The sequence below is a fragment of the Polaribacter sp. SA4-12 genome, from assembly GCF_002163675.1.
Lineage (GTDB): Bacteria > Bacteroidota > Bacteroidia > Flavobacteriales > Flavobacteriaceae > Polaribacter.
Genome location: NZ_CP019334.1, coordinates 1666650 through 1686345, shown reverse-complemented (window position 1 = coordinate 1686345; position 19696 = coordinate 1666650). Strand labels below are relative to the sequence as shown.

The following is a 19696-nucleotide window of genomic DNA, read 5'->3' as shown; positions in this document are numbered from 1 at the left end:
TTTTATTGTAAGTTACTTAAAGCCTTCTGGAGCTTTGAAAATCGGAAAGAATTTATATTCTTTTCGGTTTTTTTTGTTGAAATTCTACTTCCTTTTAAAAGGATAACAGCCATTTCTCCAAATAAAATTTGCAATATAAAACTCGGAACTCCAATCCCAAAATAGGGTCTTTTTATACTTTTAGCTAATGCTTTAGAAAAAGAAGTACTTGTATGATGTTCTGGAGCAACTGCGTTAAAAACCCCAATTAAATTATCTTCTATTGCTGCAATATATAGATTGCAAAGATCATCAATATGAATCCAAGGAATATATTGTTTTCCAGAACCTAATGGAGTTATTACAGGAGTTTTCATTTTATCTAATGCTCCGCCTTTTTTAGCTAAAACAATTCCAGTCCTTAATATAGTTACTGGTATATTTTTTGTTGAAAATTGATGTGCAGCTTGTTCCCATTTATAGCAAACATCACCTAAGAAATCAGTACCAACTTTAGCTGTTTCTTCAAAAATTGTTTCAGAAGTTACTGCTCCATAGTAACCAATTCCTGAAGCAGAAATAAACCCCTTTAAGTTGATTTTTAAAGCAGTTATCTTATCAAAAAGTAAGTTTGCAGTTTTAACTCTACTATCAATAATTACTTGTTTTCTTTTCTCAGTCCAACGTTTATCTGCAATTCCAGCTCCTGCTAAATGAATAATGTAATCTGTATTTATAAGCGCTTTTTCATCAATATAATTAGATGAAATATCCCATTTAAATTCATTATCATTTTTTGGGTTTCTGCTTAAAATTACAACTTCATGATTTTTATCAATTAACATATCTGTTAATCTTTTTCCAACTAAACCTGTACCACCTGTAATTAAAATTCTTGCCATACTGTAAAAATAAAAAACCGCAATCAATTTGATTGCGGTTTTTAATAGAAATATTTTATAAGATTATTTAATCTCCTTCATTGCATTTGTAATTAATGTTTTTAAATGATTTTTATGTGCTTTTGTAGCTAAATCACCTTTACCATTACTAACCCAAGTTTTAATATTCTTTAGATTATAAATAGCCATAGATTTTGCAGCAACTGTAAATCTACTGCTAGCTTTACCAGAAATCATATCAATTAATCTTTTTGTGTACACAGCTTGCAAATTCTGACGAAAAGAATTGATACTTCCATAAACATCTTGTTTAAATATCATGCTATTTAAATCAGTCATAAATGAAGATAACTTGTATTCGTTACCATATAATTCTGAGTTAGAAATTCTTTGTAAAGTATTTGGATGCATTAAATGAGATAATACAGATGTTTGATATGCTAAAACTTGTTCGTTAATTTTTGGATCTTCTGTTCTTCCAAAGAAATTATATCCTCTTCTTTGTCTCGCTAAATAGTTATAAACTTCTTTAGGAGCATCAAATGCATCTGAAGCAAAAACATATTTTTTCATAGCAGCCATTGCTCTTTTTTGATCTGCTAAACTAACAGGTGTATAAGGTTGTGTTCCGCCTTCTTGACCAAATGTTGATCTGTCTACATAAACACCTCCAATAAACCTAGAAACAACACCACCAGCAACTCTGCTTTGATTTTGTAAAGTGTAGAATGCTCTTCTTAAATCTTCATAAGTTTCACCTTTTTTTGTGAATTGAGTTTTTAAGTTTTTCATCATAGAATTAACCAATTCAAATCTATTTACAGAATATGTAATTTGATCATTAGATAAATCTCCAATCATAACTCTTGGATCTATACCATTACTTGATGAACGCATGTCATCTGCATCATTACCAAAAATTAATTCTGGTTTTGTTGACTGATTTAATAATGAACTCATTTCTGAATTATTTTTAAAATCTTGATACCCGAATTGAATTGCCCAAACATCATAAGGTCCAACAGCCATATCAGCATATTGTCCTTGTTTACTTCTGTCATTTGTAATATTAATACCTGCATAATCCATAACAGAACCTGTTAAAGCTTTTCCTTTAATAAAAGCAGCATCTGCTAATTGTGCAGGAGAAAATAATTGACTTGCTTTCATATTATGATTCAAACCTAAAGTATGTCCAACTTCGTGCATAATTAAAGATTTCATTCCTTCTTTTTTAAGAGCTTCCATGTCTAAATCAGAAGCACCAGTTGCTTGTAAAACTGCAGACCCTAATTGCATGTTATTATGCATTACATGTCCCATAGAACAAAATGTATGTTTCTTGTTTTCGAAGAATTGTTTTGTTTTTAATTCTTCTAAAGTTTCTAATTTCATATTAGCTGCAGCATCATTATATAATTTATCCGCGAAAACTCTATTTGTAAAATGTACAAATTCTAACATAATGTCTGCACCTAAAATTTCTCCTGTTCTAGGGTTTACAAAACTAGGTCCATAACCACCAAATGGAGGATTAGGAGAAGAAGTCCAACGTAAAACATTGTAACGTACATCACCAGCATCCCAATCTGCATCATCTGGTTGTACTTTTACAACCATTGCGTTTTTAAATCCTGCTTTTTCAAAAGCAACATTCCATGCTAAAACTCCTTCTTTAATTGTTTCTCTCCATTCTATTGGAGTTGTATTTTCTATCCACCAAGTAATTGGTGTTACAGGTTCTGAAATAGCAGCATTAGAATCTTTTTTAACCAACTTCCATCTATGAATCATATCTCTATAATTAATAGTTTTAGTTGTTGTCATATCGTTTGTTTCAGTTAAGAAATATCCAACTCTAGCATCATCCATTCTTGGTGAATAATCTTCTTCTGGCATATTCATAAACGTATGAAAAACTTTGATAGAAACATTTCTTCCATCAGTAACTGCAGCAGAACCACCATTTAATACAGTAGGATTACTGTAAACATATTCTGTTTTTACATTTGTATTTTCTGGATAATTTTTAATCTCATTTATTTTCGATTTATTCTTGTCAAATCTCCCTAAACTAAAAGCTAAAGGAGAACTACCTGGTCTTTTAGGTCCTTTAACTCTTGTAAAAGATTCTGATAGAAATAACGCATCAGCATCAATTAAATATTCACCTTTTTTAGTATCTGTTGCTAATATTTTTCCACTAGCAATAACTGCATCACTTATATTCGCATTTGCAGATTTTGAAAGTGCGCTTTTTTTATCAAAATAGAAAGAAGTATTAGGAACAAAAAAATCTAATTTATTAAAATATTTTTTCAAATGAAAAACACTTGAACCTTGGTATGCTCCTCTAAATTGACCAGCATCTAAAACACCATCTGCAATTTGTGAGAAATAAATAAAATCTTTGTTAAGCTGGTCTTCTTTTATTAAAAGTTTAACAGAACCAGTTACAGTATCTTGATAAATAGTAAATAAACCTTCAATTTTTTTACTGCTTTTCGTTAAATCTTTAATTGATTTTTCTTTCTTTGTTGGAGGCGTTTTTTTATCAGAAGTTTTACTTGTTTCCGTTTTTTTCTTTTTCCAAAATTGTGCGTTTGCATCCTGTATTCCTAAAACTGCTAGCGTTAGAAACAGAGAGCAAAGAACCTTAAATTTACTTGAATAGATTGTTTTCATATGAATTAGTAAGTTGGTTAAAAATAATTTTACAAGTTAGTTTTTGCCTAGTAATTAAAATGTTAATTTTATGATAAAAGTTGTATGCAGTCTAAAAATAGATGTTTTTATATAAATACTTTCTTAATCTGTTTATTTTATTGAGTTTATCGTAACAATAAATAGAAATAATAGTCACATCTATTAAAGCAATGTTAAACTTTAATAAAGCATCTTTTAAAGATGTATTTTTATAGAAATGAAAAATGACACTAAAAGAAAAGGTTTTGTTTTTAAAACCTACGAAGCAGAAAATCAATCTCCTTTTGAGATGCTTTTCGATATTTTTAAAGAACTGATTACACATACTTCTGGCGATTTTGATGAAGCCATAGATTGGTTACGCTCTTTAGATAAAGAATATAAGTTAACAAAAGAGGATTATACCATTGATGATTTTATAGAAGATCTAAAGAAGAAAGGCTACATAAAAGAAGAAATAAAAGGTGATGGAACTGGAGGTACAAAAATTACTCCCAAAACAGAACGTGCTATTCGTCAGCAAGCTTTAAATAATATCTTCGGAAAAATAAAAAGAAGTGGTGCTGGTAATCATAAAAGTAAATCTCCAGGAATTGGAGATGAACATACTGGGGATTTTAGAGCTTATCAATTTGGAGATGCATTAGACAAAGTTTCTATGACAGAAAGCATAAGAAATGCTCAAGTTAATAACGGAATTGATAACTTTCATCTTACAGAAAATGATTTGGTTGTTGAAGAAACGCTGCATAAAAGCCAAATGAGTACTGTGTTAATGATTGATATTAGTCATTCTATGATTTTATATGGAGAGGATAGAATTACTCCTGCCAAAAAAGTGGCGATGGCTTTGGTGGAATTAATTACGACTCGTTATCCAAAAGATACTTTAGATATTATTGTTTTTGGAAACGATGCTTGGTCTATCAAAATTAAAGATTTACCTTATTTACAAGTAGGACCTTATCATACAAATACGGTTGCTGGTTTACAGTTAGCAATGGATTTATTGAGAAGAAAAAGAAATACTAATAAACAGATTTTTATGATTACTGATGGAAAACCAAGTTGTTTGCGTTTGCCAGATGGTCAATATTATAAAAATAGTAATGGATTAGATAAGTACATTGTAGATAAATGTTACGGAATGGCTCAGCAAGCAAGAAAATTGCACATTCCTATCACAACCTTTATGATTGCTCAAGATCCTTATTTAATGCAATTTGTAAGAGCATTTACAAAAGCAAACCAAGGAAAAGCATTTTATACAGGATTAAAAGGTTTGGGTGAGATGATTTTTGAAGATTACGAAACCAATAGAAAAAAACGAATTAAGGGGTAAAGCCCATCTAAATCTTCCCAAAGGGAAGACTTTTAGCAAGTTTGAGGGAAATAGAAAAAAGAAAATATTAGTAACACACAGATAAACACAACAGTGTTTCCTTTCCTTTGGAAAGGATTAAGGATAGGCTTATGAATATAAAAACAATAGGAGAATTAAAAAAATCAGGATATCAATCGAAATCTATTAAAGACGAGTTACGAGAAAATTTAATCAGTAAAATGATGAGTAAAGAAACTGTTTTTAAAGGAATTCATGGTTATGAAAACACAGTAATACCTGAGTTAGAAAGAGCCATTTTAAGTAAACATAATATCAATTTATTAGGATTAAGAGGGCAAGCAAAAACACGTTTAGCAAGATTAATGGTGAATTTGTTAGACGAATATATACCAGTTGTAGAAGGTTCTGAAATTAATGATGATCCATTAAATCCGATTTCAAGATTTGCAATTGAAATGATTAAAGAAAAAGGTGATGAGACTCCGATTTTCTGGTTGCATAGAAGTGAACGTTTTGCAGAGAAATTAGCAACACCAGATGTTACTGTTGCAGATATTATAGGAGATGTAGATCCCATAAAAGCGGCAAACTTAAAATTATCTTATGCTGATGATAGAGTAATTCATTATGGAATGATTCCAAGAGCAAACAGATGTATTTTTGTAATCAATGAATTGCCAGATTTACAAGCAAGAATTCAGGTGGCTTTATTTAATATTCTACAAGAAGGTGATATTCAAATTAGAGGTTTTAAATTAAGACTTCCTTTAGATATGCAATTTGTATTTACGGCAAACCCTGAAGATTATACAAATAGAGGAAGTATTGTTACGCCTTTAAAAGACAGAATTGGTTCTCAGATTTTAACACATTATCCAGAAGATATAGAAACGGCAAAAACCATAACGCAACAAGAAGCAAATAAAGCAAGCTCTCAAAAAGACTTTATCCAAATTCCAGAATTGGCAAAAGACTTGTTAGAACAAATTGTTTTTGAAGCGAGAGAAAGCGAATATATTGATGCTAAAAGTGGAGTTAGTGCACGTTTAAGTATCACAGCTTTCGAAAACTTATTAAGTACAGCAGAAAGAAGAGCTTTGCTTTCTGGAGAAGGAAAAACAATGATTCGTTTGAGTGATTTCGACGGAATTATTCCTGCAATTACAGGTAAAGTAGAATTGGTGTATGAAGGTGAGCAAGAAGGAGCACAAGTAGTTGCAGAAAACTTAATTAAAAATGCAATTAAAACATTGTTTCCAACCTATTTTCCTGAAATTAAAAAGTTAGAAAGGCAAGAAGCAGAAACTCCTTATGATGCTATTATTTCTTGGTTTTTTAATACGGATGAAGATTTTGAATTGTTAGATGATTATACAGAAGAAAAATACAAAGCCGAATTAGATAAGGTAAAACCTTTGACTGATTTTGTAAAACAATACCAACCAAACATCAATGAATCTGATGTTTATTTTATGAAAGAATTTGTATTGTGGGCACTTGTAGAGTTTAAAAAATTAAGCAAATATCGCTTTGCAGAAGGAACTCAATTTAAAGATCCTTATGGTAACTTTATAAGTGGATTGTAATATTTTATAATTACCAGTTTCCACGAGTTTTAATATTTTCATTACAAAGCCGAATTATTTCTATAATTCGGTTTTGTCTTGTAGTTTCTCTTTTTGCTTGTTGTAACCAATACAAATAACTCTTTTTATAACTAGGAGCAAAGTTTTTAAAGTTTGTAAATGCTGCTGTATTAGCATTAAATTCTATTTGTAAATCTTCTGGAATTATTCCTTTTTCAACAGCATCTAGAGCAGACCAAGAACCGTTTTTCTTTCCAATTTCAATAATTTCTAAACCTTTTTGATGCATTAAGTTTTGAGAAATTAATTCTTGAATATATTTTTTATTTAAAGCACTCCAAATACTTTTAGTATTTCGTTTACAGAAGTATTGCCTTCGTTTACCGTTTCCTAAACTTTTAACGGTAGAATCTATCCAACCAAAACATAAGGCAACCTTTACAGCTTCTTCCCAACGCATTGATTCCTCTTCATTTGCTACCTTATAAAAGATAAGATAAATTCCAATGGAAATATTATGATTTTCAGACAACCAAGTTCGCCATTCAACATCATTTTTAAAATACAATTCTGGTTTTTTAGACATTATCTCCAAATTTTATTTGGAAAAACAACAACACTTTCATGACCATTTTTTCCAACGGCAGCAACTCCAAAAAAGAAATTATCAATTACAATTCCTTCTAAAGTAAATTCGGTAGTTTCTACATATCTAGAATGATCCCAAGTTGGGGAAGTAGTATCTCTCCAATAAATTTTATACCCTTTTGCACCTTCAACTTTATTCCATTTTAATTTTACAGAAGCTTCCACAATTCCTCCAATAGAAACTTCAGTAGGACTTGGTGGCGCAAAAGCTAAACCTGCCATTGATATTGCATTTACAGCAGTTAATTTCTTAGCATATTCAAAATTTACATTCTCAAAAGTATCACCATATTTTATACCATTTTCTATTCTAATATCTTGATGCTGTTGTGTGTAATTTTCATGCGCTTCCATAATTCTAATTCCAGGAAAACCTAAATCGTTAAACGGTCTGTGATGTCCTCCACGTCCAAATCTATCTAGTCGATAAATCATCATTGGGTTCATTTCTGGCATATACGTTTTGGTTGTTTTGTGAATATATCTTGCCAATTGACGCGAAATTCCATCTACTTCACCACCATAAAAACGACGCATTTTTCTTTGTTTCTCGGTTTCATTTGCAGGAACCGGTTCAGAGAAAATTCTAAAAGTTCTGTTATCTATAACACCATCAACTCCTTTAATATTACCTATCATATCATTATTTAAAACACCGATAATTTCCCAACCTTTTTCTTTTGCATATTTAGCCAAACCTGCGCCACCAAATAAACCTTGTTCTTCTCCAGAAAGCCCAACGTAAATAATACTGCTTTCAAATTTATATTTGCTTAAAACTCTAGCAGCTTCTATAGTTCCTGCCATTCCTGAAGCATTATCATTTGCACCTGGAGCATCTGTGGTAAAATCCATTGTATCACTTGCACGAGAATCAATATCTCCGCTCATAATAACATATTTATTTGGGTATTTTGTTCCTTTTTGAACTGCAACAACATTTACAACCCATGCATCATGAGGTACTCTTCTGTTACCTTTTTTGGAAACAAAATCCTTTTGATAAAACGTGTTTATACAATTATTGCAATTTTTAGAAATGTTATCAAATTCAGATTTTATCCAACGTCTTGCAGCACCAATTCCGCGAGTGTTAGAAATGGTATCAGAAAATGTATTTCTTGTGCCAAATTCAGTCAACGTTTTTACATCAGCCTTAATTCTATCCGCAGAAACAGCATTTATAATGTCGTATATTTTTGAATCTGTTTGTGCAGAAATTGATATTGAAATAAATAAGAATAGGAGTGTGAATTTTTTCATTTGTAAAAATTAGAATTTAAAAGTACAAAAAACCTCTTTATAAATTTATAAAGAGGTTTTAAAAAATGGTAAATAAAATAAATTACTTTATTGAAGCAATCCAATTATCAATTTTGTTTTCTAATAAGGCTAAAGGAATGCAACCTGTTTCTAAAACTTGATTATGAAATTCTCTAATATCAAATTTTTTACCTAGTTGTTTTTTAGCCTTTGCACGTAGTTCTCTAATTTTTAACTGACCAATTTTATAAGATAATGCTTGTCCTGGATTTGCCATATAACGTTCAATTTCAGAAATAATACTTGCCTCTCCTTCAGCTTCATTCTCTAAAGAATACTGAATCGCTTTTTCTCTGCTCCAACCTTTTGCATGTAAACCTGTGTCTACAACTAATCTAATTGCTCGGTGCATTTCCATTCCTAACATTCCAAAATATTGATAAGGATCTGTATACAAACCTAACTCTTTACCCAAGTTTTCTGTGTATAAAGCCCAACCTTCACCATAAGCACTATACCATAATGTTTTTCTAAAATCTGGTAAATCTTTATTTTCTTGTGTTAATGAAATTTGATAATGGTGTCCTGGAATCGCTTCATGTAAAAACAAAGCTTCATCAGAAAATACATTGTATTTTGTAGCATCAGGAATTGGCGTATAAAAAACTCCAGGTCTTGTACCATCTAAAGAACCAGGGTTGTATTCTGCACTTGCAGAAGCTTCTCTAAATTTTTCTGTTTGTTTAACTACAAAAGCTGTTTTGGGTTTATTACCAAATAATTTTTCTAATTGCGGTTTCATTTTTTCATGAATAGCATTAAAATTAGCTAAAATTTCTTCCGGAGTTTTATAAGGCATTAAGGCTTTGTTTTCTCTAACAAAATTGAAGAAATCTTTTAAACTCCCTTTAAAACCAACTGTTGTTTTTACTTTTTCCATTTCAGATAAAATTCTTGCAACTTCGCTTAAGCCAAGTGTATAAATTTCATCTGCTGTCATATTGGTAGTTGTGTAGTTTTTAATGGCGTGTTGGTAATATGCTCTTCCTTGAGGAATTGCAGAAATTCCGCTTTCTAATAAACCAGCATTTAAATAATCAGAAGCTAAAAATAAATGTAAAGCTTTAAAAGACGGAACTAACTTATCATTTAAAATGGCTGTATAATTAGCTGTTAATTTATTTTTTTCTTCGGATGAAAAACTGTCTGGAAAATTATTAATTGGTGAATAAAATAAATGCGTAGAAAAATCTAAGATTCCTTCAGTAGATTTAGAAACTGTTGCCAATGTTTTAAATTGCGGAATTATTTTTTTAGTTAACGATTTTGGTAATACATAACCTTCCTTAATACCTTGTTGCATTCGTTTTTTTGCAAATTGTAACCAAACATTGTATTTGTCTAATCGACTTAACCAATTTTCGTAATCTTTCACCGTTTTAAAAGGTTGTGCACTACTACCACTTGCCAATTGTCCTATTGTTAAATTGATAGTCCACATTTGATTTATAGGTAATAATACATCATTTTTAAAACTATTTTGAGCCAATGCCATTTCGCAATCCCAATCTAAAACAGCTTTACTCATTTGCTGACTTTCGGTTAAATCATCATCTTTAAAACTTGTTAATTTGGCTTTATAATCTGTGTAAAATTCTTTTGTTTTAAGTTGATATTCATCAGACAGTGTATTTGGAAATTGATCGTTAAATCGATTATCTCCTGCATACGTTGCGTTAACCGGGTTTAACTTAAACTTACCTTCATTGTAATCTTTTAACAACTGATTAAACGCTGAGTTTTCTGAAGTTATTTTTGTTTCTTTTGGTGTTTCTTGTTTACAAGAAGTAAGTAGTAACAAAAATGCAAAAATAGATAGGATTCCTTTTTTCATTGTGAGTTGTAGTTCTAATGTGTCAAATTTATTTATTTTTTTACTGTTTATAATACCAAAACGGAATTTCAATAACTTCTTCGTTTTCTAATTCTTTTGATTTTTTAGTAAGTACAAATCGGCTAATTTTTAGAGTATGTTTTCCTTCAACAATAGTATGTATGGGAAAAATAGCTTCAAAACCCAATTGATTATTTATTTCTGTAACGATATAATCAGACTGAATTTGTAAACTATCAATTTTTAAGAGATACATTTTTTTAAATGCATTCAGATACACTGCTTGAAGGCTATCCTTTGTTTTATCTCTTTTTTGCGACCTAAAAAAGCTGCTAACATAACCTCTTTCGTCTTTTATTGGTTTTAAATTTAGGTTTTGATCTATAAGAATATCTTCTGTTTTTGTTCTAAAAGGAATAAAAACTTTTAAAAACGAGTTTGTAATAATTTTAGATTGTATTGCTCCATATCTAATATTTTTACTATTCTCTATAGCATTTAAATAATTACTGTTGCTTGCGTAGTTTACAGAAGAATAAGATTGCTTTTCTACAAAATTAGATCTTACATGATTTACTGTAGAAATGTAAAAAGTAAATAAATAAACAGGGAATAATACAAACAATAATCGTCTCCCAAATTTATTGTCTAAAAAATTATAAACCAAAGGCCTGTATAAAAAAGACAAGGTAAGTACACTAAAAATTTTATACAACGGAAGGTATAAAAAAGAAGTCCATTCTTTTTTCTTTAAATAACCTTGTGTAACAAAATCTATAAAAACAATGAAAGATAAAGACATAAAAAAGAGTGCAAAAATGCCTAGTAAAAACATTCCCAAATATTCTGGAAAGATTCCGGATTCTATAAAAAAAGAACCTGCTAAAAAAAGGACCACGAATATGATAAAGAAAGAAATAATATAAAAGAGATATAGAAAAGTAACTGCAAATAGAATACTACAATAGTTTTCTAGTGTACCAATATATTTATCAAAAGAACCAACCTTGTTTTTAAGATGATTTGTAAAACGTTTTCTATAGTTAAGAGCATCATAATCAATTTCACCAGAAACGTAGCGTAACCCAATTGCTCCAATCCATAAACCTCTTAAAATAACATGTATTACTAAGTTTACAATTAAAACCATACAAGCAATACTTGCAATGAAAAAAAATGCTTTTGTGTAGCTTTCTACAGCCGCTGCTTCTTGCCCCATTTTTTTTAATGGAGCTAAAGAAGAAATCAATCCAAAAATAGCAAAACCAGAAATTAGTAATTCTAGTTGCCAACTTTCTTGCTGTAATTTGTTTAATAATTTTTGAAACTTAGTGTCTTTATAGTCATTCTTCATTTACTAAAAATTTTGCTCTAATATACAGACTTTTTAAAAACAAGAAACCACTTCAATAAAATTGAAATGGTTTTTAGAACAGTAAAGTAATAAAGATTTATTCTTTGTCTAATTACTCTTTGTCTAATTACTCTTTGTCTAATTTTTTTGTTTGATTAAAACCAATCAATAAAGCGCCACCAGCACATAGAAAAATTGAAGCAGCATAAAATACTCCAGAATCTATTGCATTTTGAGGTCTGTTTTGCCAAGAACCTTCATAACCAAAATGGTAACTTAATAAAGTTCCTAATAAGATTCCAACTCCAACTCCCATTGCTAATAAACCAAGGTTTAAAATTAATACTTTCCAAAACGGAGCTGCTTTTTTATTTTGTTGTCCTTTCATAAAAATAGTGGCATCAACACCTTTTTCTATTAAAGCTAAACGTTCTTTGTTTCTTGTAGAAAAATATAAATAGAATACGCCAAAGATGCTTCCAAATATTACTGCTAAAACTGCTACTTCCATAATTTATTATTTTAAAAATTTAAATGATTAATTTTATTGTGTTGTAGCTTTGACGATCACATCAGAATAAAGGTTACAATAAAATCAAAAAAAAATATTTTTAACAAAATCTGTAACCTATTTATATAATGTATCGTCAAAGATAAAATGACCAACAACAACGACCAACTATATATTACTAAAGTCATCAATGGAGATGCAAATGCTTTTACGTATCTTGTTGATACGTATAAGAACATGGTTTTTAGTTTGGCGTTTAAAATGACTAAGAATAGGGAAGAAGCAGAAGAAATTAGTCAGGATAGTTTTATAAAAGCATATAAAAATTTAAAGAATTTTAAAGGAGATTCAAAATTTTCTACTTGGATGTATCGCATTGTGTATCATGCAAGTTTAGATGCTATCAAAAAGAATAAAAATAATAATAACACGTTAGAGATTAACGAAATTACATTCAATCAGATAAAATCTGTTGATAATATTCTGGAGGGAATAGAAAGAAAGGAACGTTCTAAAATTATGAACGATTGTTTGTTAAAGTTGCCAGAAGATGAACGTTCTATTATTTGGATGTTTTATTATGATGAATTAAGTTTGAAAGAAATTATAGAAGTAACTCAATTTTCTGAAGCCAATATAAAAGTGAAGTTACACAGAGCTAGAAAGAAATTATTAGCAATTGTTGAAGAAAATGTAGAACCAGAAATAATAAGTCATTATGGAAGAAAATAAACACATCGAAGAATTAGATGCTTTTGCAAAAAAGTATGTAAAAGAAATTCCGCAAGAAAAACCATCTATAGATTTTACAGCATCTATAATGCAAAATATTTTGGCAGAAAATAAATCTAGTTTTTTTACTCCAAAAGCTTTAATTACTAAAAAAGGGTGGATCTTAATTATAGGATTATTATTAGTGGCAATATTTGTGCCTTTTAAACAGATGAAAGAAACTACGATAAAACTTCCTGAGCTCAATTTTTCTTTTTTTGATAAAATTCAAATACCTAATTTGTTTGAATCATTTGCGGTTTCAAACACTGTTTTATATTCAATATTTTTTTTCGGATTGATGATTATGGCGCAAGTAGTTTTCTTAAAAGGATATTTTGATAAAAGGATTCATTAATTCTAAATTTTTAAGAAATATTTTTTTTTGAGGATTCGCTAACGTGTTTGTACATGATTTGTTTGCGTGAATTTAGCTAATAAATAGTTAATAATTACAAGCCTTTGAAGTCCACGAGGTTTTTCCGAAGGAAAAACTTATTAAGCAATTAATTTTGAACGGTGTTGTATGCCGTTATTTTATTTCTATTTAATTTAAAATAAAAAACAAAAGGTTCTATTTTAGTCAGAAAGGTCTCTTCCATATTTTGCTCCAAATTCATCTTCTAATGCTGTTAAAACATCTAATAACTCTTCTCTATTTCCTCGTCCTAATGCAACCCATTTTTCTATCCAATCAAGTATTGTTTCTTTTTCTCCATCGACAATTTGATATGCATTAAAGTCTACTTCTCCGTTTTCGAAATTAAAAAAATACTCTTCATAAGTTTCATTCATACCTGCTGCCAATATTCTTTTGAAGAGGTGTTGAGGAGGAAAAATATTTGTAGTAACTTGATATTTTGGGCAAATAATTTTATTTTTATATGTATTAAGAAAATTGTTAAAATACTCTGGAAACTCACTTTTTGTTCCTATGTAACCCATTAGATTTCTCATTGTCTCTTCCCATTTAGGAATATCATAAGCTTCTCGACTTGCAGCCATGACATTTGAGCATAATTCGTGAGAAATTTCTTGAATTTTTTTGTCAGATAATTTTTGTACAGTTCCTTGACTGTATGTGTAAATAGAAAAACAAATAAATATCAATGTTAAATTAATTCTCATTTTCGTTCATTTTAATGGCTTACAACTTAAGACGATTATGATTCGTTTTAATGACTTATAATCGGCGTTATCGAAGTTAGGCTTTTTGAGTAGAAATATCAAGAGTGAAAACACCTGTTTTTACTTCAATTTTTTCTTTTTTGTGTGTAGTAGAAAAGTCGCATTAAAACCAAAATGTAAGTTAGGGTCTTTAAAATTAAAATTATGTGTAGTTTGAGTTATAAAAGTATCTTCAGCAAAGTTACGTGCATTTGTAACATGGAATTGTAATAATAAATGACTTAATTCCCAATTTACACCTAACATAAAAGCATTATAAGTGTCCATCGATTTTAAAGGGTTTGCAACATAATAATACTCAGAAACAATAGATGCATGACCACCAATTTTGTGTCTACCACCAAAACCAATTGCAAACTGACTACTTGGGTCATCATTTGTAATAGTTGCTGTTTTATGAATAAAAGTTGGTGTAATTTGAATAGAAAGATCTGGGTTAAATTTTCTCGCAATTAAAACCTGACTTGTAAAAGCATAATTTCTATCAGAAGATTCTTTACCATAAAGATCTGTACTTGTTGTTTTTCTATTTGATATTGCTTGTAACAGCGTAATTGTAATAGGTGTTTTTTTAGCACCTCTTTGTTGTTTTAATAATCTGTATTTTAAATAACCATCAGAAATTTCATCAAAATTTGTATACCCAAAACCTACTGTAAAATTATCTGAAAAGGCATATTCTAAACCATAACGTGTACTTACTTTATCAGCTAAAAAACGTTCTCCTCCAAAATCAGGAATGTTCCAATATCTGTTGTAAAGAGAAATTTGTAAAGCGCCTTTTTTACGCGTTTCAATAGAATGACCTAAACCAATTCTTGTGGTTTTAAAAGTAGCTATTTCATAAACAGGTTTATCAGGAAACTCATTGTCTAACTTATCTAATAAACTTTGTGCGTTTAATGAAGAACTTACAACAAAAAACAACAGTGTACATAGTTGATATATTTTTTTATTCATCATAAGATTGGTATTGAAAGCTGAATTTTATAGTAATCATTTTTGCAATATTGCTAGACAAAATAGGTGGAATTTTAATATCAAAATCTTTAACAAACACATTGTATTCACCAGAAAGAGCATAAGTGCCATTCACCTTTTCTATAGTTGTTTTAATATCTATTTCTTTTGCAATTCCATGAATGGTTAAATTACCTCTTATAATTTTAGTTTGCTTATCTAAAGAAGGCTCAAAATTGATGATATCTCCTTCAAAAGTTGCTTTCGGATAAATATCTGATTCAATATAACTCTCATTAAAATGTTCGTACATTAAATCCTTTTTAAAGACAAAAGCACGCATTAACATACTTACTGCAATTTTTTCGTTTTTAAGATCTAAAATACTTAATACTTGGTTGTTTTGTGCTTCAATGTTTTCCATAGAAGCATAAGAAAAGAAAGAGATGTGTCCTTGTCTTGCTATAAACTGATTGTCATCAGAATTAAAACCAGAAAATAAGGTAATTAATAAAAATAAAGGGAATATTTTATTCATTCAGTTTTAAATCTATATAACAGTTTAACAGTATTACATCTTTTAAAAAACCTTTGCAAATGCCTTTTACAACTATTTTTTGATGCTCTTTTAAATTTTTTACTTTTTCAATTTGACTTGGATGTATGTCACAAATAACTCCAGATGTTTTATGCTGACTGTACAATATTACTGTATTTCTGTTATTTAAAAAAGTAACTTCCTTTACAAAACCAGATACTTCTATTATTTTTCCAGAATACAGCTCATTGGTTTTTGCTTCACTTATTAAAAAAGAATCTATTAAATCGTTAGAATTAATAGAAGCTTCATGTGCTACTAATTCTAAGTTTTTGTTAGAATTTGTAAAATAAGGAACTACATAATAATAGCCATTTACTAAAAGTAAAAGGGCAATAAAAATGTAAAGAATGTTATTTTTTTTCTTCATAACGATTGTTAAAAACTGTACTCAAAGTAACTAAAAGTAATCATTATAGTGCTTTAAAATGTGTACAAAGCCGAAAAATAAGACTTAAAGAGGAAAAATCAACCGGAAAAAGAAAAAGATTAATAGTATATTTCGACTTTTAAATTCAGGCATGAAAAAAGACAAACTATACTTTTTAACTTTCTTATCTATTGCAGTTATTTTTTTATTGATAGCATCAATTGCATCTCAATATTTTATAAGAGTAAGTGCAAATCAGTTAATAGAAGTTCAGGTAGAATCTAGTAAAAGAGAAGCAAATGAAGTTGCTCGTTTTATAGATTTTCAACTTTCATCAGGAATTAAAAAAGAAGATGTTGTCAAAAATATTCAAAAAATAATTTCAGATTCAAACAGAGATACTTGGTTTATTAGTGTTTTTAATTGGGGAGGAAAAGAAGTTTGTCATCCAGATATTACCAAGGTTGGCCAAAAAGTAACTTCTAATCAAACGTTATTAGAATCTTTAAAAGAGAAGAACAATTCAGAAGATTTGTACGATTTATTAGTAAAAAGAAAATCGACTTCAAAAGAAAAAAACGCCTTCGAAATAATTCATATTTCACCTATAAATAATTCAGATTTAATAGTTGCAGCCAATGTAAACATCAATAGTATTCATGCCCAAATGGGTACTTTAAAAAGAAATTTCTATCTCATCTTTTTAATAATGGGCGTTTTGGTTATTATTTTATCTTTTGTAGCAGTAAGAATTATTGGTAGTGCTTATGAAAAACAATTAGAATTAAAGAATTCTAATTTAGCAACGGAAGTTATTAATTTATCAAAACTGAATACAGACTTAGTTTCTTATAGGGAAAAAGTAGTTGAGGTTGCAGAAGAAACTACAGTAGAAGAATCATCAACAGAAATAGCAAGAAAAAGAATTCTTACCTATGTTAGAAACGAGTTAGTACCAATTCCAATAAAAGATATTGCCTACGTTTATACAGAAAACACCATTACGTATGTTGTTTGTTTTGATGGTAAAAGATCTACCACAAATACAAGTTTAGATGATATGCATAATAACTTAGATGCAACCTTGTTTTTTAGAGCAAACAGACAATTTATAATTAGCATTGCTGCCATAGATAAAATTATTAAATATGGTAAAAGTCAACTTAAAATCTTGTTGCAATCTAAAACTTCCGAAGAAATTATTATCAGTAAAAACAAAGCAGCAGAATTTAAACAGTGGTTAAATATTTAATTGATTTTTGTAGAAATTATGTTTTAATTCAAGTCTTTTTTTTCCCTTTTAACCATTTTTATTTCCTCCTCGTGCAAGTTAATAGAAGTTAAAGTCCTTTTTATTAGTTACTTTACGGTATAGAAACTAAAACTAACTATTATGAAAAACCACTTTAAAATTAGAAAAGAATTTCTCATTATTCTATTATCTGTCTTTTTTGCATCTTGTTTAACTAATGTAGAAGAGGAAGATTTAGTAGACGATGAAGTTGTTGTTGTAGATCCTTGTGAAGACATCACTTTTGCTAAAAACGTAAAACCAGTTATTGATGCAAACTGTATTCAATGTCATGGAAGTGGAGGTACTTCGCCAAATTTAACTTCTTACAGTTTAATTAGTGCAAGTGCAAATAGTGTAAAATCTGAAGTTGCAAGCAGAAGAATGCCACAAGGAGGTTCTTTAACGCAAGCAGAAATTGATGCAATTGTTTGTTGGGTAGAAAGTGGCGCTTTAGATAATTAAAATATAAACGATGGATAAAAAGAAAATTATTATCGCAATTTTAATTATCGGAATTATAGGCGTTTTTGTTGCCTATAAAATGTACAACAAACCTCATATAAACGTAGCCGATTCAAAATCTGATATTACACTAACTGCAGACAAAATTATAAATGATTTTTCTTCGGATGAAAGTAAAGCCAATACTATTTATTTAGATAAAATTGTTAGTGTATCTGGCGAAGTTTCTGAATTGAATCTAGAAAAAGGGAAAGGAATTATTACCTTAAAAACAAATGATGATTTTGGAAGTGTATTATGCCATTTATCTGAAGAAAGCACAAAAAAAATGAGTTCATTAAGAAAAGGACAAACCATTTCTGTAAAAGGAATTTGTACAGGTTATTTACTAGATGTTATTCTTGTAAAGTGTGAAGTAATTAACTAAAACTAAAAAAACATGAAAACTATTTATACAATTATTATTTGCTTTCTATTGGTAAATGTAACCAGTGCCCAAGAAAGATATTTAACAAAAAATGGTTCAGTAACTTTTTTCTCTTCTGCAATAGTAGAAGATATAAAGGCAGACAATAACCAAGTATTAAGTATTATTGATGCGACTTCTGGTAAAATGGCAATTTCTATTTTAATGAAATCATTTATGTTCGAAAAAGCATTAATGCAAGAACATTTTAATGAGAATTATGTAGAATCAGATAAGTTTCCGAAAGCAACTTTTAAAGGAGTTATTGTCGGTTTTGAAAACATAAAAGATGCAGAAACAAAAGTAGAAGTGAAGGGAATAATTACAATTCATGGTAAAAGTAAAGAAATTGTAATACCTGCAAATATTAAAAGAACCGAAGGTAGTATTCTTGTAAATGGCGAATTTAATTTATTAGTAGCAGATTATGATATTGAAATACCTGGTGTAGTTGCTAAAAATATTGCCAAAAAAATTAAAGTTACTTTCGAGTTTAACCACAAACCTTACAAGAAATAAAAGATGAAAAAAATTATAGCCACCATTTTTGTACTTCTAATAAGTGTACAACTTCCTGCACAAGATTTATTAGATATTTTAGATAATGAAACTCCAAAAACAGATAATATTGTTACAGCAACTTTTAAAGGAACAAGAATCTTAAACGGACATTCTATAGAAAATAGAAAAGACAAAGAGTTGGAGTTTATCATATCTCATAGATTTGGACGCGTAAATTTAGGTTTTGATGAACTTTTTGGCTTAGATCAGTCTAATATTCGTTTTGCACTAGAATATGGTTTAAATGATGATTTAACGGTTGGTCTTGGTAGAAGTAGTTTCGAAAAAACCTACGATGGATTTCTAAAGTACAGTGTCGTAAAACAAAAAACAGGTGCAAATTCTTTTCCATTTGCAATTTCACTTTTTGGAAGTGTCGCTGTAAAAACATTAAAAGATTACGATCCTGCAGATAAAAGAACTTTTGCAGAAAGCTTGTTTTATGTTGGTCAGGTTTTAATAGCTAAAAAAGTAAGTCCATCTTTTTCATTTCAAGTAACACCAACGTATGTGCATAGAAATACGGTACAAATAACAGCAGATCCTCATGATATTTTTGCAGTAGGTTTAGGAACAAGAATAAAATTAAGTAAAAGAGTTTCTTTTAATAGCGAGTATTATTTGGCTTTTGACGAATCTAAATCAATAAATGCAAGAAACTCATTAGCATTTGGTGTAGATATAGAAACTGGGGGACATGTATTTCAACTTATTTTATCGAACGCAATTACGATGATAGAAAAAAGTTTTATCACAGAAACAACTGGAAACTTTTTCGGTGGAGATATTCATTTTGGTTTTAATATCTCAAGAACTTTTTAGAGTACTATCATTCCGA

Annotated in this window: 20 protein-coding genes; 9 read left to right on the top strand and 11 right to left on the bottom strand. The window is 29.3% G+C overall.

Features of this window, described 5'->3' with window-relative positions; genetic code table 11:
• Positions 1-2: 2 nt before the first annotated feature.
• Both BTO07_RS07205 and BTO07_RS07200 read right to left on the bottom strand, forming a co-directional pair.
• Positions 3-881, bottom strand: coding sequence for a TIGR01777 family oxidoreductase (locus BTO07_RS07205; RefSeq protein ID WP_087520590.1), 879 nt, complete (start codon positions 879-881; stop codon positions 3-5).
• Positions 882-944: 63 nt separating this feature from the next.
• Positions 945-3566, bottom strand: coding sequence for a zinc-dependent metalloprotease (locus tag BTO07_RS07200; RefSeq protein ID WP_087520589.1), 2622 nt, complete (start codon positions 3564-3566; stop codon positions 945-947).
• 238 nt (positions 3567-3804) lie between these two features.
• On the opposite strand from BTO07_RS07200, the gene BTO07_RS07195 reads away from it, so the two are divergent.
• Positions 3805-4929 carry a vWA domain-containing protein gene (locus BTO07_RS07195; protein WP_087520588.1) on the top strand — a complete coding sequence of 375 codons (1125 nt, stop codon included), beginning with the start codon at positions 3805-3807 and terminating at the stop codon, positions 4927-4929.
• Positions 4930-5060: 131 nt separating this feature from the next.
• A complete protein-coding gene (locus tag BTO07_RS07190) occupies positions 5061-6518 on the top strand; it encodes a magnesium chelatase (RefSeq protein WP_087520587.1) in 1458 nt (485 codons plus the stop codon).
• A gap of 10 nt (positions 6519-6528) precedes the next feature.
• Here BTO07_RS07190 and BTO07_RS07185 read toward each other — a convergent pair whose 3' ends face one another.
• The 5 genes from BTO07_RS07185 to BTO07_RS07165 all read right to left on the bottom strand — a co-directional run bounded on the left by BTO07_RS07185 (position 6529) and on the right by BTO07_RS07165 (position 12188).
• Positions 6529-7104: a YdeI/OmpD-associated family protein gene (locus tag BTO07_RS07185; protein ID WP_087520586.1), complete on the bottom strand. Its 576-nt coding sequence runs from the start codon at positions 7102-7104 to the stop codon at positions 6529-6531.
• Positions 7104-8429 (bottom strand): M28 family peptidase, encoded by a 1326-nt coding sequence (locus tag BTO07_RS07180; protein ID WP_087520585.1) that lies wholly within the window; start codon positions 8427-8429, stop codon positions 7104-7106. Before BTO07_RS07180 ends, BTO07_RS07185 begins: the two co-directional genes overlap by 1 nt.
• A gap of 82 nt (positions 8430-8511) precedes the next feature.
• Positions 8512-10323 carry a DUF885 domain-containing protein gene (locus BTO07_RS07175; protein WP_087520584.1) on the bottom strand — a complete coding sequence of 604 codons (1812 nt, stop codon included), beginning with the start codon at positions 10321-10323 and terminating at the stop codon, positions 8512-8514.
• 40 nt (positions 10324-10363) lie between these two features.
• Positions 10364-11677 (bottom strand): hypothetical protein, encoded by a 1314-nt coding sequence (locus BTO07_RS07170; protein ID WP_087520583.1) that lies wholly within the window; start codon positions 11675-11677, stop codon positions 10364-10366.
• 127 nt (positions 11678-11804) lie between these two features.
• Positions 11805-12188: a DUF6249 domain-containing protein gene (locus BTO07_RS07165; RefSeq protein ID WP_087520582.1), complete on the bottom strand. Its 384-nt coding sequence runs from the start codon at positions 12186-12188 to the stop codon at positions 11805-11807.
• Between the two features lie 147 nt (positions 12189-12335).
• Between BTO07_RS07165 and BTO07_RS07160 the strand changes: the two genes are divergently transcribed.
• Together BTO07_RS07160 and BTO07_RS07155 are read left to right on the top strand one after the other, a co-directional pair.
• Positions 12336-12920, top strand: coding sequence for an RNA polymerase sigma factor (locus BTO07_RS07160; RefSeq protein WP_087520581.1), 585 nt, complete (start codon positions 12336-12338; stop codon positions 12918-12920).
• A complete protein-coding gene (locus BTO07_RS07155) occupies positions 12907-13317 on the top strand; it encodes a hypothetical protein (protein ID WP_087520580.1) in 411 nt (136 codons plus the stop codon). The genes BTO07_RS07160 and BTO07_RS07155 overlap by 14 nt, the downstream gene beginning before the upstream one ends.
• A 221-nt stretch (positions 13318-13538) precedes the next feature.
• Here BTO07_RS07155 and BTO07_RS07150 read toward each other — a convergent pair whose 3' ends face one another.
• The 4 genes from BTO07_RS07150 to BTO07_RS07135 form a co-directional block, all read right to left on the bottom strand.
• Entirely contained in the window at positions 13539-14087 is a 549-nt protein-coding gene (locus BTO07_RS07150) for a hypothetical protein (RefSeq protein WP_198342522.1), read from the bottom strand.
• A gap of 120 nt (positions 14088-14207) precedes the next feature.
• On the bottom strand, positions 14208-15110 hold the full coding sequence (locus BTO07_RS07145) for a DUF5777 family beta-barrel protein (protein ID WP_087520579.1): 903 nt from the start codon (positions 15108-15110) through the stop codon (positions 14208-14210).
• Positions 15100-15645 carry a YceI family protein gene (locus tag BTO07_RS07140; protein WP_087520578.1) on the bottom strand — a complete coding sequence of 182 codons (546 nt, stop codon included), beginning with the start codon at positions 15643-15645 and terminating at the stop codon, positions 15100-15102. Before BTO07_RS07140 ends, BTO07_RS07145 begins: the two co-directional genes overlap by 11 nt.
• Positions 15638-16075, bottom strand: a complete 438-nt coding sequence (locus BTO07_RS07135) for an OB-fold protein (protein ID WP_087520577.1) — start codon at positions 16073-16075, stop codon at positions 15638-15640. Before BTO07_RS07135 ends, BTO07_RS07140 begins: the two co-directional genes overlap by 8 nt.
• Positions 16076-16226: 151 nt before the next feature.
• Between BTO07_RS07135 and BTO07_RS07130 the strand changes: the two genes are divergently transcribed.
• From BTO07_RS07130 to BTO07_RS07110, 5 genes are all read left to right on the top strand, one after another.
• Positions 16227-17327 carry a LytR/AlgR family response regulator transcription factor gene (locus tag BTO07_RS07130; protein WP_087520576.1) on the top strand — a complete coding sequence of 367 codons (1101 nt, stop codon included), beginning with the start codon at positions 16227-16229 and terminating at the stop codon, positions 17325-17327.
• A 141-nt stretch (positions 17328-17468) separates the two neighbouring features.
• Complete coding sequence (locus BTO07_RS07125; RefSeq protein ID WP_087520575.1) at positions 17469-17831, top strand: c-type cytochrome; 363 nt, start codon at positions 17469-17471, stop codon at positions 17829-17831.
• 10 nt (positions 17832-17841) lie between these two features.
• A complete protein-coding gene (locus tag BTO07_RS07120; RefSeq protein WP_087520574.1) occupies positions 17842-18258 on the top strand; it encodes an OB-fold protein in 417 nt (138 codons plus the stop codon).
• Positions 18259-18270: 12 nt separating this feature from the next.
• Positions 18271-18816, top strand: coding sequence for a YceI family protein (locus BTO07_RS07115; protein WP_087520573.1), 546 nt, complete (start codon positions 18271-18273; stop codon positions 18814-18816).
• A gap of 3 nt (positions 18817-18819) precedes the next feature.
• Positions 18820-19680 (top strand): DUF5777 family beta-barrel protein, encoded by an 861-nt coding sequence (locus BTO07_RS07110; protein ID WP_087520572.1) that lies wholly within the window; start codon positions 18820-18822, stop codon positions 19678-19680.
• Positions 19681-19696 lie beyond the last annotated feature (16 nt).